This window comes from Arthrobacter sp. TmT3-37, from assembly GCF_054510835.1.
In genome coordinates this window covers 1-21,681 of sequence record NZ_JBTNDU010000025.1, presented here as the reverse complement: position 1 = coordinate 21,681, position 21,681 = coordinate 1, and the positions used below count along the sequence as shown (strand labels likewise).

Annotated in this window: 19 protein-coding genes and 1 pseudogene; 10 read left to right on the top strand and 10 right to left on the bottom strand. The window is 63.5% G+C overall.

Going from position 1 to position 21,681, the window contains the following annotated elements; translation table 11 throughout:
* Window positions 1-306: 306 nt before the first annotated feature.
* Window positions 307-5,112, top strand: a complete 4,806-nt coding sequence (gene mobF / locus ACX80U_RS18740; RefSeq protein WP_459269497.1) for a MobF family relaxase — start codon at window positions 307-309, stop codon at window positions 5,110-5,112.
* Between the two features lie 33 nt (window positions 5,113-5,145).
* Here the strand turns inward: mobF and ACX80U_RS18735 are convergent, their stop codons facing one another.
* Window positions 5,146-5,448 carry a DUF4193 domain-containing protein gene (locus ACX80U_RS18735; RefSeq protein ID WP_459269496.1) on the bottom strand — a complete coding sequence of 101 codons (303 nt, stop codon included), beginning with the start codon at window positions 5,446-5,448 and terminating at the stop codon, window positions 5,146-5,148.
* Between the two features lie 252 nt (window positions 5,449-5,700).
* Between ACX80U_RS18735 and ACX80U_RS18730 the strand changes: the two genes are divergently transcribed.
* Window positions 5,701-6,741 (top strand): PDDEXK nuclease domain-containing protein, encoded by a 1,041-nt coding sequence (locus ACX80U_RS18730; RefSeq protein WP_459269495.1) that lies wholly within the window; start codon window positions 5,701-5,703, stop codon window positions 6,739-6,741.
* 370 nt (window positions 6,742-7,111) lie between these two features.
* On the opposite strand, the gene ACX80U_RS18725 is transcribed toward ACX80U_RS18730, so the two are convergent.
* Together ACX80U_RS18725 and ACX80U_RS18720 are read right to left on the bottom strand one after the other, a co-directional pair.
* On the bottom strand, window positions 7,112-7,573 hold the full coding sequence (locus ACX80U_RS18725; RefSeq protein WP_459269494.1) for a hypothetical protein: 462 nt from the start codon (window positions 7,571-7,573) through the stop codon (window positions 7,112-7,114).
* Window positions 7,570-8,205, bottom strand: coding sequence for a helix-turn-helix transcriptional regulator (locus ACX80U_RS18720; RefSeq protein WP_459269493.1), 636 nt, complete (start codon window positions 8,203-8,205; stop codon window positions 7,570-7,572). The genes ACX80U_RS18725 and ACX80U_RS18720 overlap by 4 nt, the downstream gene beginning before the upstream one ends.
* A gap of 738 nt (window positions 8,206-8,943) precedes the next feature.
* On the opposite strand from ACX80U_RS18720, the gene ACX80U_RS18715 reads away from it, so the two are divergent.
* The 3 genes and pseudogenes from ACX80U_RS18715 to ACX80U_RS18705 all read left to right on the top strand — a co-directional run bounded on the left by ACX80U_RS18715 (window position 8,944) and on the right by ACX80U_RS18705 (window position 11,595).
* Window positions 8,944-9,972: a hypothetical protein gene (locus ACX80U_RS18715; RefSeq protein WP_459269492.1), complete on the top strand. Its 1,029-nt coding sequence runs from the start codon at window positions 8,944-8,946 to the stop codon at window positions 9,970-9,972.
* Between the two features lie 233 nt (window positions 9,973-10,205).
* A pseudogene (locus ACX80U_RS18710) lies at window positions 10,206-10,376 on the top strand (dihydrodipicolinate synthase family protein); the annotation flags it as partial.
* Window positions 10,377-10,413: 37 nt separating this feature from the next.
* Complete coding sequence (locus ACX80U_RS18705) at window positions 10,414-11,595, top strand: MFS transporter (protein ID WP_459269491.1); 1,182 nt, start codon at window positions 10,414-10,416, stop codon at window positions 11,593-11,595.
* Window positions 11,596-11,677: 82 nt separating this feature from the next.
* Here the strand turns inward: ACX80U_RS18705 and ACX80U_RS18700 are convergent, their stop codons facing one another.
* The 4 genes from ACX80U_RS18700 to ACX80U_RS18685 form a co-directional block, all read right to left on the bottom strand.
* A complete protein-coding gene (locus ACX80U_RS18700) occupies window positions 11,678-12,004 on the bottom strand; it encodes a hypothetical protein (protein ID WP_459269490.1) in 327 nt (108 codons plus the stop codon).
* Between the two features lie 75 nt (window positions 12,005-12,079).
* The gene (locus ACX80U_RS18695; protein ID WP_459269489.1) at window positions 12,080-13,210 is read right to left on the bottom strand and encodes an aminotransferase class I/II-fold pyridoxal phosphate-dependent enzyme; all 1,131 of its coding nucleotides are present in this window, start codon (window positions 13,208-13,210) and stop codon (window positions 12,080-12,082) included.
* Window positions 13,211-13,260: 50 nt separating this feature from the next.
* Window positions 13,261-13,650 (bottom strand): RidA family protein, encoded by a 390-nt coding sequence (locus ACX80U_RS18690; RefSeq protein WP_459269488.1) that lies wholly within the window; start codon window positions 13,648-13,650, stop codon window positions 13,261-13,263.
* Window positions 13,651-13,739: 89 nt separating this feature from the next.
* The gene (locus ACX80U_RS18685) at window positions 13,740-14,936 is read right to left on the bottom strand and encodes an aminotransferase (protein ID WP_459269487.1); all 1,197 of its coding nucleotides are present in this window, start codon (window positions 14,934-14,936) and stop codon (window positions 13,740-13,742) included.
* Window positions 14,937-15,192: 256 nt separating this feature from the next.
* On the opposite strand from ACX80U_RS18685, the gene ACX80U_RS18680 reads away from it, so the two are divergent.
* The 5 genes from ACX80U_RS18680 to ACX80U_RS18660 all read left to right on the top strand — a co-directional run bounded on the left by ACX80U_RS18680 (window position 15,193) and on the right by ACX80U_RS18660 (window position 19,977).
* On the top strand, window positions 15,193-16,143 hold the full coding sequence (locus ACX80U_RS18680; RefSeq protein WP_459269486.1) for an ABC transporter substrate-binding protein: 951 nt from the start codon (window positions 15,193-15,195) through the stop codon (window positions 16,141-16,143).
* Between the two features lies 1 nt (window position 16,144).
* Complete coding sequence (locus ACX80U_RS18675; RefSeq protein WP_459269485.1) at window positions 16,145-17,032, top strand: amino acid ABC transporter permease; 888 nt, start codon at window positions 16,145-16,147, stop codon at window positions 17,030-17,032.
* The gene (locus ACX80U_RS18670) at window positions 17,029-17,838 is read left to right on the top strand and encodes an amino acid ABC transporter ATP-binding protein (protein ID WP_459269484.1); all 810 of its coding nucleotides are present in this window, start codon (window positions 17,029-17,031) and stop codon (window positions 17,836-17,838) included. The genes ACX80U_RS18675 and ACX80U_RS18670 overlap by 4 nt, the downstream gene beginning before the upstream one ends.
* Before the next feature lie 95 nt (window positions 17,839-17,933).
* A complete protein-coding gene (locus ACX80U_RS18665) occupies window positions 17,934-19,322 on the top strand; it encodes a M20/M25/M40 family metallo-hydrolase (protein WP_459269510.1) in 1,389 nt (462 codons plus the stop codon).
* Window positions 19,323-19,392: 70 nt separating this feature from the next.
* The gene (locus tag ACX80U_RS18660; protein ID WP_459269483.1) at window positions 19,393-19,977 is read left to right on the top strand and encodes a helix-turn-helix domain-containing protein; all 585 of its coding nucleotides are present in this window, start codon (window positions 19,393-19,395) and stop codon (window positions 19,975-19,977) included.
* 13 nt (window positions 19,978-19,990) lie between these two features.
* Here ACX80U_RS18660 and ACX80U_RS18655 read toward each other — a convergent pair whose 3' ends face one another.
* From ACX80U_RS18655 to ACX80U_RS18645, 3 genes are all read right to left on the bottom strand, one after another.
* A complete protein-coding gene (locus tag ACX80U_RS18655) occupies window positions 19,991-20,644 on the bottom strand; it encodes a helix-turn-helix domain-containing protein (protein WP_459269482.1) in 654 nt (217 codons plus the stop codon).
* 138 nt (window positions 20,645-20,782) lie between these two features.
* Window positions 20,783-21,127 carry a DUF4913 domain-containing protein gene (locus tag ACX80U_RS18650; RefSeq protein WP_459269481.1) on the bottom strand — a complete coding sequence of 115 codons (345 nt, stop codon included), beginning with the start codon at window positions 21,125-21,127 and terminating at the stop codon, window positions 20,783-20,785.
* Between the two features lie 130 nt (window positions 21,128-21,257).
* The coding region (locus ACX80U_RS18645; RefSeq protein WP_459269480.1) for a TraM recognition domain-containing protein at window positions 21,258-21,681 on the bottom strand (424 nt) is incomplete at its 5' end.

Below are 21,681 nucleotides of genomic sequence, written 5' to 3'. Positions count from 1 at the left end.
CTATGCTGCCCACCTGGTGGATAACGTCCGTTCGCGGTTCCACACAATCGAACGAACGGTGGATAACGAAAACCGTGTTACCCACCGCTCATTCTCATGTGCACAACCGCATCGAGATTCGATGGACCAATCGTACTGGTTTCCATGGCGCTTCATCTGGGCTTCCTCCTCCGTCGTCACCATGCGATTTCGTACCCTTCCAACCAGCACAATCTGTCACACCTCTTGCATCCCGATAACTGAGGTCGGTTCTGCGCGGCGTGCCGCCTCGGACGCAGTGGGGGAGTGGGCAAGGATGAGAAGGTGATGACCGTCCATAAGCTCAGCGCTGGGGACGGCTACGCCTACTACACCTCAGAAGTAGCCAGCGGCGACGAGCTGCGCGCAGGCGACCGGGAGCTGGGGGACTACTACACCGTCGAGGGCATGCCTCCCGGGCAGTGGGTCGGACACTCAGAGCAGCTGCTGGGCGTGACCGGCGAGGTCACCGAAGCACAGATGAAAGCCCTGTTCGGCGAAGGGCTCCACCCCGAGGCCGCAAGTATCCTCGCCGCCGGTGGAACGGCGAGTGATGTGAAGCTGGGTCAGAAGTACCACCAGTACGATGCGGCGAATACGACGATGACCCGCCGGATCGACGAGGAAGTAGCCCGATTCCGGCGCACCAGCGGTCCCGCGTGGAGCGGCGCGGACAACGCGGACAAGGCGCTGCCTAAAGAGGTCATGCACGAGATCCGCTCCCGGGTCGGTGGGGAGCTGTTCCGTGAGTCCCACGGCCGGAACGCCCGCAGCAATGAAGAACTCGCCCGGTACATTACCGCGCAGATCACCCCGTCGAAACAGACCGTCGCCGGGTACGACCTGGTGTTCTCGCCCGCCAAATCCGTGTCCCTGCTGTGGGCGCTCGGCGGTGACGAAGCCCGCAAAGCCATCGAGGCCGCGCACAACGAAGCCATCGCCGAGACGATCACCTTCCTCGAGAAGAACGCGCTTTATACCCGCCGCGGGAAGAACGGTGTCCGGCAGGTCGACGTTAAGGAAGGGCTGGTAGCAACCCAGTTCCGGCACTACGACTCCCGGGCGGGGGACCCCCAGCTGCACGACCACGTCGTCATCGCGAACAAGGTCATGGGCATCGACGGTAAGTGGTCCTCCATCGACGGGCGCACCCTCTATAGGATGGGCGTCGCTGCGTCCGAGACATACAACGCGAAGGTCATCGAGAAGGTCTGCGCATCCCTCGGCGTCAGCGCCGTCGCCCGCTCCACCAGCGGCGGGGAGCCCGTGTACGAGGTCGCCGGCATCGACCTGGACAGCATCCACCGGGCCTCCTCAAGGCGTACCAACATTGCCGGAGCCATCAACCGGCTCGAAGCCGAGTTCACCCATAAGCACGGGTACGCGCCCTCCGACAAGCAGAAGATCGCCCTGGCACAGCAGGCCACACTGGAGACCCGACCGGAGAAGAAGAGTGCCCGCCGCCTCTCCGAGTTGGTTGAGGAATGGCAAAAGGACTACAGCACCGGGCTGGACGGCGGCATAGGGATGCCGGTCGGAACGGCCCTCCTCGAGCACGTTCGCAACGCAGGACCCCGCACATCCGACGGCGCCCGGGTGGGTCCGAGCGTCGCCGACCTCAACGTGCACGAGCACGCCCGCCAGATCGTCCACGAACTGTCAGCCAAGCGCGCTTCATGGGGCCGCAATCACGTCATCGCCCAGACCCGCCGACACCTCAAAGAAGCCTTTCCCAGGCAGACCATCACCGACGAAACCGTGGAAAAGGTCACCCGCTCCGTCACAGGCACACACAGTCTTCGGGTCACCCCGGAGGTCATCGCGCCTCGCCTGCGCGAGTTCCAGCGCGCGGACGGATCAAGCCAGTTCCAGCAGGCCGACGGTGGCCTGTTCACCTCGCACGAGGTGCTGAACGCCGAGCACAGGATCCTCGCCGCTGGACAGAAGACCGTCATCCCGGCCGTTTCGATGGAACGCTTCGAGAAGATCCTCGCCCAGCACACAGAAGCCCTGGCCACGAGCGGTGGACCCGCCTTGTCCAAAGGTCAGATCGACCTGGCGCGTGCGTTCGCCACCGACGAGAAGCTGCTCACCCTCGGCATCGGACCCGCGGGAACAGGTAAGACCACGAGCCTGTCGCTTGCCGCCGACGCCGTCCGGGACAACGGTGGACGGGTCGTCGGACTCGCGCCCACCGCCGCCGCGGCCGCCGTCATGAGCGGGGACCTCGGAGCCGAAGCAACGACCATCGACGCGTTCCTGGCCACCCACCGCAACCAGCAAGCCGGTAGGAGCGCCAGCGCAGGTGCTTTCGCTCTCGGTGCCGGGGATGTGATTATTGTCGACGAGGCGGGCATGGTCACTACCCCGAAGCTCGCCGAGGTCGCCGCCGTCGCCGCCTGCAATGGCGCCGTCGTCAGGGCCATCGGGGATGACCGCCAGCTCGGCGCCATCGGCTCCGGTGGTGCGCTGCGCCTGCTCAACAACGAGGTCGGAGCCGTCCGCCTTGAGGAAGTCCACCGTTTCCGCACTGAAGGCGAGTCGGAGGCGTCCCTGGCGCTGCGCGAGCCACCCGCCGCCGGCGTGGACACCCCGTTCCACTGGTACCTCGAGAACAAGCGCGTCACCGCCGGTACCACTGAAGCCATGACGCGGGACGCCCTCGCCGCGTGGATGGCCGACACCCAGGCGGGCAAGGCCTCGCTGCTGGTCGCCACCGACAACGCGACCGTCACCGACCTCAACTCCCGCGCCCAGGCAGCCCGCATCGCCACCGGCGAGCTCACCGACGGCACCGGTCCGATCACCGAGGCAACACCGTCCGTGGTCCTCCGCGACGGCCTGCGCGCCTATGCCGGCGACACCGTCGTCACGCGTAAGAATGACCGCACACTGCAGGTCAACCAAGGTAAGGACTTCGTCAAGAACAATGACGTCTGGATCGTCGAAAAGGTCACCGCCGACCCCGCCACCAACACAGTCGCCGATGCAGCTGCAGGGGAGGAGCGGCAGCGCATCACCCTCCGGCACGCAGGCCACCGTGGACGGATCACCGTCGACGCCGACTACCTTCACGAGCACGGCCAGCTCGGCTACGCCGCGACCGTGCACCGCGCCCAGGGCGCCACCGTAGACACCGCGCACGCGATCCTCGACGATCGGACCGACCGCGCCGGCGCCTACGTCGCAGCCACCCGAGGACGCGAGACGAACCGGCTCTACGTCGCCCTCGGCGACGACAACGACCAGACCGTCACCCGCGACAGCGTCCTGTCCACGATCACCGCGAACTACGACCGCACCCTGTCCGCGCACGAAGCAGTCAGGACTGAAGCCGTCCGAACTGGTGACGTCGCCACCCTCGCCGGCGTCTACAACGAGGTCGAGAACGCCGCATGGGAAGCCAAGACCAGGAGCATCGCAGCCAAGGTGATGGGACCACGGACCGCCGTTCAGTTCACCTCGCACGAGGCATGGGGAGCGGTAGCCACCCACCTGCGCGCAGCAGAAACCCAGGGACTCGACCCCGCCGCACTGCTGGCCCAGGCCGCCGGCGTTAGCCGCGACAGCAACAGGGACAGCACCGGACGCGGGCGGCACACTGACACCGGTCACCTTCGCGGGTTCGATGGAGCTCAGGACCCGGCAGCCGTCCTCGCGTACCGGCTCGAGCAGCGCATCGACGCCGCCACCAGCCTCCTCACCAACGCCGATCACCGTCCCCTCGGCGCGGTGTCGGATGAGCACCTGGCCCGCCTCGCAGACCAGGCCACGAAGTACGCAACAGGAGCCGAGCTGCCGCGCCGCTCGCCCGGCGAAGTGCCGATGGACACGGGGCTGGACAGGGAATGGGCGGCACGCCCCTTCGCGCTCATGTGGACCGACAAGCTCACCGGTGCTCGTAGCGCGGCCCTGCAGCGGGTGCAGTCCATCGATCCCACCACACCAGGAAACACAGAGACACAGAGAACTGTGTTGAAGGACCAGTGGATGGTGAAGGCGATGACCGTCGAACTGGAACGCCGGCAGGATCTCTCCCCGGCCCAGGCCGCGATCGAGCGCACCGCACGCGGGGAGGATCCCCGCACCGCACACCAGATCACCATCGGTGACGCCATCCGGTACGAGCAGCAGCTCCGCGCCGTCGCACTGCCACAGGCCAACACGGCCAGCACGGCCAACACGGGGAGCATGCGTCCAGCGGCCACCACGTCGGTCAGCGATGATCTCGCGCCGTCCGTCCTGCTGCGCGATGAGCTGGTGCCGGCGTCCTACCGGACCGAGCTTGACCGTCTGCGGGCGTACCTCGGGCAGAGGGTGATGGTCCGGGGTGCGCAGCTCGCGGAAGAGAAGCCCGCGTGGACGAATGCGCTCGGGCCCGTGCCTGGCAGGGACGTGAAGGCTGCCGAGTGGCACAGCATCGCGGCCGAGGCTGAGGCGTACCGGAACCGGTACAACATCGGCAGCCATGAGACGGCGCTGATCCCCAAGCAGTACCGGGACGACCCGACCGCGCGCCGCCTCATCGAGCGCGCCACCGCCCTGCACAAGCACAGCGAACTCACCACCGTCCCATCGAAGACCGCCGGGGAGATCCAGCAGGGAGCGGACGAGGCAGCGATCGCGGACCGGATGACGATCGAGCAGGCCGCAGCCCGGCGCGTCATTGACCGGATGCGTGCAGAACGCGCCGCATCCGGCGACCCGCTACCGGCGCCGCAGCAGCGCGAGGCACGGATCGTGGACGCCGTACAGGCCGAACCGGTACCGCAGCAGAGTGACGATATGTCGGCCGCCGTCGCTCGTGTGCTTGCCAGGCACCGCGCACAGGCAGCAGCGGCTGCAGGCGAACCAACGTCTGATACGAAGGACTCGAGTCAGAAGGAGACAACTGGGAGTGACAAGAATGACGTGGCTGCACGTCGTACCAACTCTGGTGCAGGATTCAGTCAGCGGCAGGCCGAGCTGATTGAGAGCCGGAAAGTCACTGCCGCCGAGCGTCAGGCGCGGGATGTGGCATCAGGAAAGGAGGACGCGGCAGCAGCGAGTCGTCGAGCTGATCAGGCGAAGAAGGATAACGGCCGCTCCCTGTAGGTGCTAGGGACGGCGTAGCCCTCACCTACGTGGTCACCCTTCGCACTCGGCGCAGTACTTGTCGCCGTTCTTTTCGCGTGCGAGCTGGGTCCGGTGGTGCACCAGGAAGCACGACATGCAGGTGAACTCGTCCTCCTGAACGGGGATGACCTGTACCAGGAGTTCTTCCTCGAGGATGGCGCCGGGCAGGTCGAAGCCTTCGGCGGTGTCGCCGTCCTCGACGTCGATGACGGCGGTCTGCGTGGTACTGCTGCGTTGGGCCTGGATAGCCTCGAGCGACTCGTTGGCCGGCTGGTCTTCCGGACGAACGCGGGGCTCGTCGTAATCCGTTGCCATGGTGTATCTCAGTCCTATCGTTGTGGGGGCGTCGCAACAGGGTACATGCGTGCACGGGTGGCTCGGATCGGTTGCGCTGGCAGCCAAATCCTAGACTTTCCGGTCAGGGCGGGTGGATACATGGTGAGTTGGCATGGAGCCACGAGTGAGGGATTTTGCGCCTACACGCGCCCCAGAAGCGTTACGACGGCCCTGGCGGTCATTGCAGGGCTTTGGGCTTCCGAGGTGGATGGTCCTGAAAGGATGGGTCCTATGACAATTTCCGACGCCGCCTTGCCTGATGACTACGGCTTAACCCTGCAGGCGCTGAAGGATCGCGTCCGTGGTGCCCGTTTGAGCGCCCAGCGGAGCGTCAATACGCAGCTGATTGAGCTGTACTGGGGGATTGGTCGAGACGTATTGGCGCGTCAGGAGCAGGACAGGTGGGGGAGTAGGGTCATCGCACGTCTTGCTGATGACCTTCGGAGAGAGTTCCCGGACATGACCGGTTTCTCGCCGCGGAACCTGCAGTACATGGCGACTTTCGCCCGCCAGTGGCCGGGGGAGGCAATTGCGCCACAGCCTGTGGCGCAATTGCCCTGGGGTCACATCCGCACGATCCTCGACAAGAACCTCGGCCCTGACGCCCGCAACTGGTACGCTGCGGCAGCCGTGGAGTACGGGTGGTCCAGGAACGTGCTGATGAACATGATCATGAACAAGTCGATGGAGCGTACCGGTACCGCGCCGTCGAACTTCAGCCGCCAGCTCGCAGCGGGCGATTCCGAGCTCGCCCAGCAGGTCGCCAAGGATCCGTATGCTTTCGAGTTCCTCGGGCTCTCCGGCGAGGTTGCCGAGCGTGATCTCGAGCAGGCCCTCATGGACCGTATCGTCGATACCCTCCGGGAGCTGGGTCCCGGGTTCGCGTTCGTCGGTCGGCAGGTGCACCTCGAAGTCGGTGGAGATGACTTCTACATCGACCTGCTGTTCTTTCACGTCGAGCAGCTGCGCTACGTCGTCATCGAGCTCAAGACCGGGAAGTTCCAGCCCGAGTACGCGGGGAAACTGAACTTCTACGTCGCCCTGGTCGACGACAAGCTCCGCCGCGAGGCCCATAACGACACCGTCGGGATCCTGATCTGCGGCAGCAAGAACGACCACACCGTCCGCTACGCCCTTGGCCGGTCCGAGTCACCGATGGCCGTATCCACCTACACGTACGAGACCCTGCCGGCCGCGGAACGACGCGCCCTGCCGGCTGCCGATGAACTTGCTGCAGCCTTCGACGAGATTGCATCGGAGAGCGCCGAGTAGGAGGGGTTTGGCCCCTTCCCGAACCGCTACCTGACATAATCTAAGTTATCGGCATTCCATTCGCCTTTAGGAAGGGGTATGAAAGTCGCCCGCGGTCGTAGCCCGACTGGAGGACGGCACTACAGGCGGCAGACCGAGGCACGCGTACTCATCGCTTTCACATTCGTACCCGCGGGCTTGAGGCGCCGGCTACTTCACGGGGAGGTTTCCGTGCTGCTCACGCTTCACCGCTAGACCCTCTGCTGCGCCATCACGAAATCCAAAAGGGGTCCATGGGGCAGATGACCCTTCATGTTCAGCGCAGTCCTGGCGTGTGAGCTCACCTAGTGCTCACAGCGAGTCGTTTGGCTTGGTAATTAGTTAGTGCTGATTACTCGACGACTGACTCTTCCTGGGAAAACTCTAAATCGCCGGCCCGCAAGATAGGCATCAGTAAGCCTTCCCCGAACACCTTTGAGGTCTGCGAGTGTATTGCCTCCCTTACATAGGGAAGCAACGCCATAACACCTACACGGTTGGCAAAGTCGACTCCAATGTCCTGCGGCACTTCATACTTTTCGTCGAGGTCATAAGTTACTGCTAGATCAACAACGACCTCTCCTAGCGCGGCAGCAACAAAGACGTGAAGGCGGACCCGGAACTTCCCTGCGATGCCTTGTATGGTCAGCTTGATCTCGGGCGGTTGATTTTCATCGGCGCCTATGTCGTCACCGAAGCCGGCCTTCGAGCGAGCGGATAGCTCGAAGTAATCAATGCTCGAGAGTGCCACTTCATTGACCATCTGCTCGATCGATTCGATCGGCACAGGTGTTACTTCTGTTTTTTCCGTCACGCGTGCGCCTTCGCCCTTGGTGCTTGAGTATTCGTGTGCCTCGTGACGGACCAGTTTTGCTTTGCTGCTTGCGGCGTGAAGGAGATGACCTTTTGTTCAGCTCGAGGAATCGTAAGCCAATCCGCAGACAGGTTGCCTTTGCCATTCCCACGCCGTCGGGCGAGAGTCCCATTACATGTCTCGACGAGGCTGAAGCTAAGAGGAGCTTCGTCGTATACGCCTAGCGCCGGAACCCCCTTTGTCTCTAGCCACTCGAACACGTCCGCCCAAGCCCACAGCTTGACATTTCCTGCGACAGCAAGGCTTGGTGGGAAATCAGCGCGCCGAGCTCTGGTGGTCCACAAACGCACAGTTTCACGGCTTGCATCACAGCGCTCTGCGATTTCGGAGATAGTAACTAAGTCAAGATCAAGACGAGCTAGATGAACATCGGGGTTGTGGTCGCACATAAAGCGATTGAAGATTTGCCAGGCCTGAACGTCTGATTCCGCTTCAACGGTTGCGGACAGCATTACGTCAGCGTCAGACGAATGGGCTGTAATGGAAAATGGTGCGTCGTAGAGGCGGTCGACTTGGTCATCGTCATCGAGATCAAGGCCGCGAACGTGGACAGTGAAGTTGAAGTCACGCACGGTTGGTTCCTCTTGGTAGTGGTGTAGCTAGTACATCATCGGTGTTGGCGATCTGCAACATCGGTTACGTCACCACTGCGGGCGGTCCGGACCCTTGCCATGGGAGCACTTTCTAGCCAATTTCCACAGCGCACGAGCGGTGTTTCTAGCGGTCCCGTTGACGGAAACCTTGCATCCCTGCCCACAGATCAGGGTGCCGACCTTGTGAGCACTCTTCCCGACCTCGGTGTCGTATACCCAGGCGAAATCCTTCTCTAGCGCCTTGATGGCCTTCTTCGCGTCGGCGTCCTTCGGCCACCCGCCCACAGATTCCCCGTTCGATCAGTTCCACTTCACGTCTTTCGAGCATATCGGGCGCGAGCGACCCTCGGAGGATGAAGCAGGGCAGGTAGTAGCCTGAGCAACCTAAGTTGATCGAGATGAGTGGGAACCAGTAGTCGATTTGGAGCCGGCTCAACTGCTCGACTACTCCGCTGTGTGAGCACGAGATGAGCGCCTGCCCTCCGCTTGGGGGGACGGATGTACACCAGCGTCAACGTAGGTTGACATAACGTCGGCTATCGATGAGTCATGAACAAGGAAGCTGCATACGCAGCCATGCCCCCATCTAACCGAAGGACTTCGTCTAGCTCTCGATGCCTGCTGCCGGCGACCCTGGCTGAACGGACCCTGCGACTCGAGGGGCGGAAAACGCTAGTTGGAATCAGCTCGAAACGTACTTCGTGACAGGATGCTGACATGAAAATTATCTTGTCTCACCCGTATGCAGGGGCGTTGCTGTGGTGGATGCAAAGTGGCAGTGAGTGGGCAGACCCGAAAGTACCCCAGCATCCCTATTACCGTCACCTTTACGGGAACGTGGACAAGTTCAAAGACTTAGCTCTTGCCTGCACCGTGGTCTTCGATGAGATTGTGATGGCCGCTGCTGACTTTGGGTACCCAGACGCCCACGTCACAGACGATTACCGCAAGATCCACATTCCATCCCTATCGCTAAGTGCCGACTGGGATCCAGTGTACGAGAGTCAGGCGCTAACTAGGCCTATTGTGGGAGATCTGCTTCGAGACCAAGTGATCGCTCGGATTATTTCGAGGGTTTCCGAAAACCTTAAAAGCCAAGTTATTGACGACTGTATAGTGGATATCCTATTGATGCGGGAATATGAGTGCCCCTTGATCTCCTCAGTAGGGCGAAGGGCGCTTGTCGTAAGACTGCTTGAACTCGAAGTTGTGGCTGCTAGTTCTGCCCCTTCAACCATGTATCTGCCTGGCGGACAATCACTAGCCAACGAACTATCGGGAACGTTCAACGCAGATCAATTGGACAGATACATCGAGATGGTCGGACTCATGTTCCGGAGCCCAGACGTTGCGTCACTGTCAAATATCAAGTCGAATGACAAGATCCGCGCATACGCTTCTCGCTTTCAGGACGTTCTCGTCGACAACCCCTCCGGAGGCGAAGAGCACTTGTTAGAAGCCATTTCTGATGCATGGAGGAGCCGAGAATTAGCAGAAACGGTAAAATCTGGCTTCAGTATTGCCGGACGAGGACTTACAATCTTGGGTCTAATACCGGTGGTTGGAACGGTTACAGGAGTAATAAGCGTGGGATCTGAAGCCGGTGAGATGGGAGCTGATCAATTCGCAAAGCGGCATGCGTGGTATGAATTAGGGCCGGAAATCACCCGTCTGGAATCTATGGCGTCCCTGGAAGGCTACATGGCAAGCGCCGCCTCTCGGCGATTATCACCAAAGGAACGCTAGTGAGCGTTTCTAGGACGCATAAGATTAGGATCTCTAGTACGTCGTTAGCGTGAAGCGTAAATCCATGATGGTGCGTTGATTTGTCACAGTCACTCAACTGTCGAGCGATAATCATCTTCGATTTGTCCTAGATAAATTCCGGCTCACCGGGCGGAGTTTATCCATCTAACTCGCTCTAGACACTGCTCCGAGCTTGGAAACGAAATTTTTCATAAGTTGAATCATGTGGCTTAATCTGGGATCTGTTCACCGAGTTCGGGGGAAGCATCAGGGTCGTCGCCGCCATCGCCGAGCACCTCGGGCTGGTACCCGCCGCGAGCCTGCCCCTTCCGATTCAGGGCCTGAACAATGAGCAGCGTTCCCGCGTCGCCGAGGTCATCGATGAGCTGGGCCTCGACCAGTAGCCACCGGCGGAGAGTCCCGAGCCGGTCGAGGCGTCACATGGGCGATCACCGTGGTGCGCTGATCCGGTACGTCTTCGCCGCGACACTGATACGCAGCGCCGACGGGGGCGCCGTCGTCGCCATCGTGCTTCTGGCGCATACTGTCGGGCTGCCCGGCTGGGTCGCCGGGCTCCTCGGGGCGACCATCACGGCGCCCCACCTCCTCGGCCCCTTCATCGCCCGGCGCCTGGACACCGCCCGCGACGCGCGCACAGTGATCGCAGTGTCCGCGGTCCTCCACGGGCTGCTGCTCGGCGCCGCGGCACTGTCCCTGCCGATCACGTGGGCGCTCTGGCCCGCTGTCCTGCTTTTCGTGTCCGGCATCTTCGGGCCGATGCTCACCGGCGGGATCAGTAGCCGCCTGCCTTCCATCGCCGGGGATGACCAGCATGCCCAGCGCAGGGCGCAGAGCTGGGATGTGGCGACGTACGGGTTCAGCGGCACGCTCGGACCGGCCGCGGTGGCATGGATCGCGGCGGCGTCGCACGCTTTGACCGCAACTCTGGTCCTCGCCGCAGCATCCGTCTTCGGCGCTGTGGCGGTACTCGCGCTCCCCCGGCAGGCCCCACCCGACCCGGCGGTCGACGTGCCCTCGCCCCTGCGGACCCTGCGGAGTATCTGGAGACACGGTTTGCTTCGCCGCACGCTCGGACTCACCGTCACGGTTGCGTTCTCGGTCGCAGCACTTCCGATCTACGCGGTCGCCATCGCCCCGGCAATGGGGGGCGCATCCACGGCTGGTCTGCTGGTCGCCGGATACGGTGTCGGAAACCTGCTGGGATCAGCCGGCCTGATGCTCCGACCACTGCGTGGGGACGCCGACCGGCTGATGACCTCGCTCTCCGTTCTTGTGGCCGTCACGCTGATCCTGGTCGTCCTCGGCCCGAACCTGCCGGCGTCACTGCTCGCTTTCGGCCTGGCCGGGATCGCCAACGCGGTGTTCTTCGCCGCCACGTTAGCCGCCCGCAGCGAATACGCGCCCCGCGCGGCACGGGGGCAGGTGTTCATCTGGGTAGGAGCCCTCAAGATCGCTGCAGGATCCGCCGGCACCGCCGCCGCCGGCGCGATGACAGGTTCCGCCGGCTGGGCACCGCTTGTCCTGGCGACAGTGCTCACCTTCGTGGCTGGGGGCATGAGTATTATCGGACGAGCTCGAGCACTTTCGGGTCGGTACGGTTAGTCCGTCACGGCACCGTCGCAGAACTGACAATTGCGTTCGCATTCCACGAAAGTACCGGCACCAATCATCGCCGGATGGCCGTTTACGTGCTTTTCTGCCCGGTTCTCGTCCGCGTGATGTCCGGTGGGTAGGCGAACAAGATGAACTGGTCGCGTTCGATGAGTTTGCGTGTGTTGGACTGCTCATCGAGGAGCCAGACCACCTTCAGTGCGGCCGCGACGTCGGTGACGATCCCTGCGTGAAGAACTTTGCCCTGCTCTAAGGCCACGATCTTCGTGCCCGTGCTGAGTTCCGTGAACTCCGTGATGGGCGTGAAGCCCGCGGACACCCAGGTGGCGATCTCCTGAGGTGAGCAGTTCCGGCCTGAAGGGGTGCGCTTGATGTCGATGGTTCGCTTACGTGGCGGCATGGTGCTCCGGAACGAGAAGGTGTCGGGGACGATTGCTGGCAGGACGTTTGCTCTGCCATGGCGGGGCGATGTCCGTCACGGGACGGGGTTCGCTGCCAGCCAGGTCGGCCAAGCGGTGTGCAGGGCCGCTATTCCTTCGTGGACCAGGGTGCGGCCGAGTCCGAAGCGCAGGTGGTTGCCGGAATGTTTGAACATGGTGTCAGGCGCCAGGAGCACGCCGTGGTGTTCAACGAGCCATGCGGAAAAGGCTGCCGCGTCGGTGTTCGTCAGCCAGGGGTAGGCGCACGTCCCCCCTACGGGAGGCACCCAGTCCCACCCGGGCGTTGCTTCAACGAACGCGGACAGGAGTTCCGCGCTGGTGCGAACGATGGTGTTGGCGCGTTCGAGCAATGCCGGGGCTGCCTGCAAGCCGGCGATCGCGAGGACTTCGCTGGGCGCGCTGGTGGCAAGCGTCGTCCAATACCTGTAGTCGAGTAACCGGGCCGTGACAGCTGCGTTCTGGGTGACGGTCCAGCCGATCCTGACGCCGGCCATCCCCAGGGTCTTGGAGACGCCCGAGACGGAAACCGCGTTGGGGGTGAGCGAGGCCGCAGAGGGTAGGAGGCGCGTCGGGTCGAGCTCGATGCCCCGGTAAATCTCGTCACTGAGCAGCAGCATGGCAGTGCCGTCGACGAGATCGATGAGGTCTTCGAAGGTGGCCAGCTCGGGGAGGGCCCCGGTGGGGTTGTGGGGAAAGTTCGCGATGATGAGCCGGGTGCTGGGGCGGATCGCCGCCCGTATTTCGGAGACGTCGAAGTGCCATCCGTTCTCGCGCCGTAGTCGGATCTCGGTGACCTCGGCGCCGATGGCGCTGGGCACGTCGAGGAGGAGCTGGTAGGTGGGCCCGATGACAATGACGTGGTCGCCGGCGCTGAGGACCGTGTTGAGCAGGACGAAGACCGCTTCCGTGGCGCCGGCAAAGACCTGCACCGCCTCGCCCGATGGGAGGCCGGACGCTTCGGCGGCCAGCTGACGCAGGACCGGGTGACCCGGGGACTCGGTGTAGCCAAGGGCCATCGATTCGTACCACTGCCGTGTCTGCTCTGGTGCTAGGCGCCACAACTCCGCCAGGGTCAGCGCTTCGGTGTCGGATCCGGTGAGGTTCACCCGGGCGGTGAACTCGTGCTCGGCGAACATCTGCTCGATCAGGAACGGTGGAAGGTGCACGTCGTCGCCTCTCGTGAAAGAACCCCCGGGAGCACCCGAGGTCGGTGGTGCTAGGCGGGTTCCTGCAGGACCGCAAGAACTTCGATCTCGATCAGGGCGCCCGGTGCGAGTTCCGCACCGACGGTGACTCTGGCCGGGTAGGGCTGGGGGACGACGTCGGCGTACATGGCGTCGAAGGCGTCGAAATTCTCATCCGAGGACAGATACACGCGGGAAATCAGAACGTCACCCCACGCGCCGCCGGCCTCGGCCAGCAGGGCCGTGACCTGCTGCAGGCAGAGCCGGGCCTGCTCTTCGATTCCTTCGGTGGAAATCTTGCCCGTGGCGGGGTCGATGGCCAGCTGTCCGGAGAGTTGCAGGAAGGGGCCGATCTGTTTGCCCTGGTTGTACGCTCCGACCGCGGCAGGCGCCGCGGAAGTGGCGATGATGCGCTGCTTCATGGGTTGATTCATGTGGTGGGGTTCCTTCGGGCTCGTCACAGGATGTGGTGCGGGTGTCGGTGGCGTGGGTGCCGAACCAGCCGCGGACCTCAGAGCCAGGAGTTTGTCGTCAAGTCGCGCTGAGTCGTGTCATGAGCAGGCCGGGATGTGGCCTCATGCGTGCGCGGGGTCCGGTTGGCGAGGAATTCGCTGACTTTGGTGAGTCCTTCGCGGAGAACGGTTTCGTTGTTCGCGTAGCCGATGCGCAGGCATCCTTCGAGGTCGAAGGCACTGCCGGGGGTCATGAGGACCCCGATGTCCTCCATCATGGCTGCCGCGAGATCGGCAGAGGGCTCGTCGGTGTTGTACTCCAGCAGCGCCGTAGTGCCCCCTGCCGGCTTGACGTAGGTGATGGAGGGTTCCTGCCGCACCCAGTCGTCGAGGATCTGCAGGTTGGTGCGCACGATGGAGCGTGAGCGTTCCAGGATCTTGTCCTTGTTCTCGAGGGCGATGCGGGCCAGGACGTCGTCGATCATGCCGACGCTGATGGTGTTGTAGTCGCGGCGGATGGCGACGCGTTCGATGATGTCGACGGGGCCGGCGACCCAGCCGAGGCGGAGTCCGGCCAGGGAAAAGGCTTTGGACATGCTGGCGGTACTGATGCCGCGGGAGTAGACGTCGGCGATGGATGCGGTGTTGCCGTCGCCGGCTTGCGCGGTCCCCCGGTACACCTCGTCGCAGAGCACGTACGCGCCGATGGTGTCGGCGATATCTGCAACCGCCTGCAGCATCGCCCGGTCCATGACGGACCCGGACGGGTTGTTGGGGTTGTTCAACACGATCAGACGCGTGTTCTCGGTGACCAGGGACCTCAGCTCCTCGAGGTCGGGCAGGTACCCGTTCTCGGGACGGAGCTTCAGCAACTGCACGTCCGCGCCGTAGCTCTCCGGGATCGAATAGTGCTGCTGGTAGGTCGGCAGAACGGAGATGACCCGATCCCCGGGCTCGACGAGGGTCTCATGGATCAACGCGTTCGCGCCGATCGCACCATGGGTCGTGATGGTGTTCTCCGGCCCCAATGTCTCGTACAGACCCGAAATCAGGGACCGCAGCTCGTCCGTTCCCTCGATCGCCCCGTAGGTGAGCTTCAACGGCAGGATCTCCTCGAGGAACGTCTCCTTCCGTCCCGCCAGGGTGAGGAGCTCATCGACGGTGAGGGACTCCACGCAGGTCTCGCCCAGGTTGTAGGCACACTTGTTCTCGTACCGGTTCATCCAGATCTCCACGCCGAAGCTTCTGATCTTCATGCCCAACTCCTCATGCTCACGGCGCCCTGACCCGTGTTCGGCGGGCTCCTCCATCACTCTTCTGATACTTATATTGCCCAGCCGAGAAATCTAAGTCAAGGACCTCGGGGGCCGCCCCCGATCGGTGGCCGAGCGTTACGTCGCAGAAACATCTGGTTGTTATATTGCTCACATGCGCATCCAGTGCCATGCTTGGCACCACGCGGATACCAGAAGCGCGATATATAGCCCACTTCGTCGATCATTGGAGACACTCGTGAGTCACCCAGGCCTGACCACAGTTCGCCGGCACCTTCGGTTCACCGCCCTCAGCGCGGCGGGATGCGCCCTGATGCTGGCCGGGTGTTCGAACCCGCCGGTCAATCCCTCCTCGGGCAGCTCGGACGCCGCAACGCAGGACGTCGCCGCCGTGTCGGTCGATGAGGAGCTTTCGGCCATGGTGCCGCAGGAGTTCGTCGACGCCGGCGTGGTGCAGGTCGCCACGAACGCCCCGTTCCCGCCGTACCAGATGTTCGCCTCCCCGGGCAGCGAGGAACTGATCGGGCTCGAGATCGATCTGGGGCAGGCGATCGGCGAGAAGCTCGGAGTGGAGTTCAGTTTCTCCCAGCAGCCCTATGACGGGCTGATTCCCGGCCTGCAGGCCGGGAAGTACGACGTCCTGATGGCGACCCTGTTCGACACGGCAGAGCGTGAGGAAGCGGTCGACTTCGTAAACTACGCCCGCTCCGGTTCCGGCATCCTGGTCAAGGCGACCACCGAGGACATCGCGGTCCTGAAGGATCTGTGCGGGCGCAGCGCCGCCGCGCAGAACGGATCCCTGCAGGTCACCCTCCTCGAGGGCGCCTCGAAGACCTGCACCGACGAGGGTGCTGAACCGATCGAGATCAAGACCTTCCCCGCGTTCTCCGATGAGCAGCTCGCCCTGAATTCCGGGAATGTCGAGGCGATCGTCGGTGACCTGCCGGCCCTGGGTTACGCCTCGACGTCGGACCCGTCGGTCAAGGTCGTCGAACCCGAGACACCGGGCGGGTACGAGAGCTCCTACATCGGCATCGGCGTGCCCAAGGAAGACCCCGAGCTGACCGCGGCGATCACCGAAGCGGTCCGGGCGCTCATGGAGGACGGCACGTACGAGGCGATCCTGGAGAAGTACGGGGTACCGCAGACGGCGATCGACGAGCCGCTGGGCAACCAGTATGGCGGCTGACATGAGCGTGCAAACCGAACGGCAGGGCCAGCAGTTCGAGGTCAAACGCCTCCGCCACCCATACCGAACCGCCGCCGCGATCATCGTCGCCGTCCTGGCGATCGCCGTCGCCTGGACCTTCGCGACGAACCCGAACCTCGACTGGCCGACCGTCGGCGCATACCTGTTCGCTGAACTGACGATCCGCGGGCTCGGCGTGACCCTGTACCTGACCGCGGTCAGCATGCTCATCGGCCTCGTCGGCGGCACCGCCCTGGCGATCATGACCCTGTCCTCGAACTGGGTGCTGCGGGTCGTCGCCGACGGATACATCACCGTCTTCCGCGGCATACCAGTCCTGGTGCAGATCATCTTCTGGGGCTTCATTGGGGCGTTCTTCCCCGAAGTCAGCCTCGGGATACCGTTCACCGACATCGAGTTTTTCTCCTCACCGACCTCCAGCCTCATCAATTCCACCACCGCGGCGATCCTCGCCCTGGGCCTGAACGAGGCGGCCTACGCCGCCGAAGTCGTCAGGGCCGGCATCCAGTCCGTGGACTCCGGGCAGCGCGAAGCATCCGCCGCCCTCGGCATGAGCCCGGCCACGACGATGCAGCGGATCATCCTCCCGCAGGCCATGCGCGTCGTCGTCCCGCCCATGGGCAACGAGGTCATCACCCTCCTGAAAACCTCCGCCCTGGTGTCCGTGATCGCCGGCAATGACCTGATGACGAACCTGCAACAGGTCTACGCGCAGAACTACAAGGTCATCCCCCTGCTGGTCGTCGCATCCATCTGGTACCTCGTCGTTACATCCCTGCTGTCCCTAGGACAGAAGCAGCTCGAGCGGCGCTTTGGGCGCGGCGTCAACCCCGGCATGAGCGCCGGCACGAAGAGAGGCTCACGATGAACACGCCCAGCACGACCACAGCACCGAGCCAGACCGGCACCACCGACACGGCGATGGTCATCGCCGACAGCGTTGGCAAGTCCTTCGGCCACCACGAAGTCCTCAAATGCGTCGACCTCACCGTCGCCCGCGGCGAGGTCACCTGCCTGCTCGGTCCCAGCGGATCCGGGAAGAGCACCCTGCTGCGCTGCATCAATCACCTCGAGCGCATCGACTCGGGACGCCTGTTCGTCGACGGTGACCTCGTGGGTTACCGGCAGGAGGGCAACGTCCTGCACGAGCTCGACCCCCGCACCATCGCACGGCAGCGGGCGAAGATCGGCATGGTGTTCCAGCGCTTCAACCTCTTCCCGCATATGACGGCGCTGGAGAACATCATGGAAGCCCCACGCCGGGTCAAGAAACAGCCTAGGGCCGCTGCCCGGGCCCGAGCCGGCGTGCTGCTGGAACAGGTTGGCCTTGCCGGGAAGGAACACCACTACCCGGCCCAACTTTCCGGCGGTCAGCAGCAACGCGTGGCGATCGCCCGTTCGCTCGCGATGGATCCCGAGCTCATGCTGTTCGACGAACCGACCTCAGCCCTCGACCCTGAACTGGTCGGTGAGGTCCTCAAAGTCATGAAGGACCTCGCCGCGTCCGGCATGACCATGGTTGTCGTCACCCACGAGATCGGATTCGCCAGGGAAGCCGCTGACCAGGTCGTCTTCCTCGACGGCGGGATCATCGTCGAGCAAGGCGCCCCGGAGGACATTCTGACCAACCCTCAGCATGAACGCACCCGCTCATTCCTCTCTAAAGTCCTCTAGGGAAAGCGGTGAGGATCAACGAACACTCAGTGCCCTTTACGGGCTCGGACTCACACACGACCCACCCACCCACACCGCATTTACAGGAAACGGGTCTGCCCACGATTGGTTCGAGCACTGCGGGACCGGGCAGCGAAGGGAGTGCGCGTTCGCAGGTCTCCTCGGAGGCGATCAACGAGGTCGTGGATATCTGCCGGGAGCTGATCCGGCGAAATACGTCCAACTACGGCACAGCGGACGGGCCCGGAGAGCGGACGGCCGCCGAGTACGTCAGCGAGCTCCTCGGTTCCGCGGGGCTCGACCCGGTGATTTTGGAGGCCGAGACCCGACGCTCGAACGTTATGGCGAGGATGGACGGCAAATCACGGGACGCCCTGCTGGTCCATGGGCATCTCGACGTTGTTCCGGCGGACCGGTCCCAGTGGAGTGTCGACCCGTTCGCCGGGGAGATCAAGGACGGGTTCCTGTGGGGTCGCGGTGCAATCGACATGAAGCACATGGTCGCTATGATCCTCGCGTGCGTCCGTCACATGCACAGGACCGGAACGACCCCCAGCAGGGACCTCGTCCTGGCGTTCCTCGCCGATGAGGAAAACGGGTTCACCCTCGGATCCCGCTTCATCGCGAACCAGCATCGCGACTGGCTGGACGGGTGCAGCGAAGCCATCAGTGAGGTCGGCGGGTTCTCCATCGACCTGCCCGCCAACCGGCGTGCCTACCTTATTGAGACCGGACGTAAGGGCGTCGCGTGGCTGCAGCTCACCGCGACGGGCAGGGCCGGTCACGCCTCCATCACCAACCCGCGCAGTGCCATCGGGACCCTCGCCAGTGCCGTGGAACGCATCGCCGCCCACACGTGGCCGATACAGCTCAGTCCGACCACGGAATCCATGGTCCGCGACCTGCAGAACCTCACCGGCGAGAACATCACCGTTGGAGGACGCCTCGGCGTTGATTCCAACACAGGGCCACAACAGGCTTCCGTCCTCGCCCCGGTGCTGGACATGCTCACCTCATCGTTGCGGCATGTCGCCAACCCGACCGTCCTGCGCGCCGGGGCGTCCATCAATGTCGTTCCCGGGACGGCCGAAGCCCTGGTCGACGGACGGTTCCTGCACGGCCATGAAACCGAGTTCCTTGATCAGATCGCGCACCTTGCCGGCCCCAATATCCGCATCGACGTCATCGACCTGACCCCCTCGGATCAGTCCGACGCCTTCGCTCCCATCACCGTGGAGATGCGCAGTGCCCTGGCCGCCGAGGACCCGGGAGCCCGCATCATTCCCTACAGCTCCTCGGCCTCGACCGACAACGCGACGTTCGCCGGGCTCGGCATTCAGGGCTACGGATTCGCGCCTTTGCAGCTTCCCACCGGCTACAACTTCAGCGCCATGTTCCATGGCGTCGACGAGAAGGTGCCCGTGGACGGGCTCCGCTTCGGTGCCAGGGTCCTGTACCGGTTCCTCACCGGCGTCGAGCCCTGACACCGATTGTTGTGCAGCACTGATAGCTTGGACAGGAACGCGCAATTTATCGCCCAGATAAGGGGGAAGCATGTCGGAAACGCTGGAGGACAGCAGCGAACTCGTTGCCCTTGTCGGCTCGACGATCCGTCAGCTGCGGGCCAAGCAGAAGGTGTCCGTCACGGACCTTGCCCGGAAGGCGGACGTCTCACGGCGCATGCTCACCGCCATCGAAGGGGGCAATGCGAACGCGTCCCTCGTCACGCTGGACAAGATCGCCCGCGCCCTCGGCGTCGACTTCTCCGTTCTCGTCCGATCCCGGGCAGAGACACCGATCGAAGTCGTGCACGACGAGGACGCCAAAGCCGTTTGGGCAGGAGCCGTCGCAGGAAGCTCCGGCCGGGTATTCGTCACCTCCCACAGCCATGGAGCCGCCGAACTCTGGGACTGGACGCTGGGGCCCCGCGATCGGTACGACGCTGAACCGGACCCGGAAGGCTCGGAAGAGATCCTGCTTGTCACTCGGGGCGAGCTGGCCTTGGCCATCGGGAACGATATCCACATCGTTCCGACCGGATCGGTGGCCAGGATCGCCACGGACCGCAGCTACTCCTACATCAACCCCGCCGACGCGTCCGTGCACTTCGTGCGCATCGTTGTGATCAACCAGGCCTAACCACGCGCACCGTTCAGGCCCGCACGGGTTCAAGGAAAGCCGAGAGGCGTAGCCACAAACCGAATCGATCGGTGCTCGGTGTAGCGCTGATGACACAGGAGGACGCGTCCTCCGCGGTGAACCAGGTGAAGGACGTCCGCAGTGTGATCGTCACGCAGTCCCCCTCGCCCAGCAGGTGCGTCTCTCGGTCAGTGCGTAGTTCGCAGGTTCCCTGCAAGCTGACGAAGGTGATCGCGCTGCCGGGTTCTGCGGCCGGGATGCGGCACAGCCAACCAGGTTGCAGGCATGCCCGCACCAGCTGGATCCTGCGCTCCTGGGGCGCCGAGAGCGACTGCAATTCAAGCGGCGCGTCTCCGTCGAGCGGACGACCGGGAATGACCTCGACGCCATTGATCACCGCAGCAATATCAGCGTCGAGCACCTGACAGATACGGAACAGAGTCATCGCCGGCACCTCACGGTGGCCCAGTTCGATTTTGCTCAGATACGTCTTATGCAAGCCGGCGGCGCGCGCCACATCATCCAGACTCAGGCCCCTGGCGCGCCTGGCCGCCCGCAACCGCTGACCGATGCCGCGAATCAAGCCTTGCTGCTCGACCGGCACAGGAAGCACTCGAACATGATTGCCGGATTCCACTGAAGCTAGAAATGGCCTTTCACTGCTCATTAGAGCAGCATACTACTCGCTGCCCTTCCGGGATCGGGCGGGACTTCGCTCCGCCTGACAAAAGATAGGTTATTGGCGGTTAAGGTACGGAAGTCTCGCGCCCCGAAGTGGCTACTTGTGTCGGTGGAGCTGCTGCGCTCACTGGCTTGAGTAAAGGCCCTCTGGCGCCGGCACCACGGGTAGAGGCTTATTTGCGGGCTTGTGTTCCTTAGCTGTGCACCCCGGAAAAGGCCCGGTGCCAGAGAGGAGGACAGCCATGGTGGGGTCGGCGTAGCTGTTCCACCAGTTCGCGAGTCCCGTTGTCGGGTCCGTCCGCAGTACTTCCCATGCGCGCCAAAGCGCGTTGAGCCGGTTCACGGCTTCCTTATGCCGCCACCAGCTGGCGCACCAGGTGAACTCCGCCCGTCCATGAGACACAACGGGCCGCTGATACTGATGCACCAGGAACTGCGTCACGAACTCCTCGAGGTTGTCGAAAACCATTTCGGGAGCAGGCTGCGCGGTCCGAGCTTGGGTTTGAGCTCAGGGGACACTATCGGTCTCAGGCTCCTCGCCGGGAAACACATCATCGGCAGAGTCGTCGGCTCCAAAGGGTGCGTCTAGATCCATCGGGCTACTCCTTCACCATGGCCGACCAGCGGTTACCGCCGGCCGCGACAGCAGGGCTGGCAGGAACTTCGGCACTGCTCTCCACCACTGGAGGTGTCGCGGTAGCGGATGCAGGGGCGACCCGTGTGCCGTTGTGAGCGGCTTCCGACGCCGCGACCTTATCGGCGTAGGAACGGTCACTGACAGGGACTGTGCGCAGCAGGACCGCGCATGAGCCGGAGCCGAGCATGATGGCCCGGCCCTTGGGCATCGCGGCGAGGTCCGCGACGGAGAGGATGTCGTCGGTGGAGTCCTGGCGGCTCGTGGAGCGGCTGTCTTTCTGCCTCGACGTCGATACCGACGTGTACCGGTACTGGCCGATCAGGTCGGAGAGCATCTTCAGGAAGCCCTCTTCCTTCACGTTGCCGCCGTAGGTGAAGACGTGGGCG

Excerpts from the sequence above, each read along its gene's own strand:
- mobF (WP_459269497.1), top strand. The coding sequence starts at position 307 with ATGACCGTCCATAAGCTCAGCGCTGGGGACGGCTACGCCTACTACACC.
- ACX80U_RS18735 (WP_459269496.1), bottom strand. The coding sequence starts at position 5,448 with ATGGCAACGGATTACGACGAGCCCCGCGTTCGTCCGGAAGACCAGCCG.
- ACX80U_RS18730 (WP_459269495.1), top strand. The coding sequence starts at position 5,701 with ATGACAATTTCCGACGCCGCCTTGCCTGATGACTACGGCTTAACCCTG.
- ACX80U_RS18715 (WP_459269492.1), top strand. The coding sequence starts at position 8,944 with ATGAAAATTATCTTGTCTCACCCGTATGCAGGGGCGTTGCTGTGGTGG.
- ACX80U_RS18705 (WP_459269491.1), top strand. The coding sequence starts at position 10,414 with ATGGGCGATCACCGTGGTGCGCTGATCCGGTACGTCTTCGCCGCGACA.
- ACX80U_RS18700 (WP_459269490.1), bottom strand. The coding sequence starts at position 12,004 with ATGCCGCCACGTAAGCGAACCATCGACATCAAGCGCACCCCTTCAGGC.
- ACX80U_RS18690 (WP_459269488.1), bottom strand. The coding sequence starts at position 13,650 with ATGAAGCAGCGCATCATCGCCACTTCCGCGGCGCCTGCCGCGGTCGGA.
- ACX80U_RS18685 (WP_459269487.1), bottom strand. The coding sequence starts at position 14,936 with ATGAAGATCAGAAGCTTCGGCGTGGAGATCTGGATGAACCGGTACGAG.
- ACX80U_RS18675 (WP_459269485.1), top strand. The coding sequence starts at position 16,145 with ATGAGCGTGCAAACCGAACGGCAGGGCCAGCAGTTCGAGGTCAAACGC.
- ACX80U_RS18670 (WP_459269484.1), top strand. The coding sequence starts at position 17,029 with ATGAACACGCCCAGCACGACCACAGCACCGAGCCAGACCGGCACCACC.
- ACX80U_RS18660 (WP_459269483.1), top strand. The coding sequence starts at position 19,393 with ATGTCGGAAACGCTGGAGGACAGCAGCGAACTCGTTGCCCTTGTCGGC.
- ACX80U_RS18655 (WP_459269482.1), bottom strand. The coding sequence starts at position 20,644 with ATGAGCAGTGAAAGGCCATTTCTAGCTTCAGTGGAATCCGGCAATCAT.
- ACX80U_RS18650 (WP_459269481.1), bottom strand. The coding sequence starts at position 21,127 with ATGGTTTTCGACAACCTCGAGGAGTTCGTGACGCAGTTCCTGGTGCAT.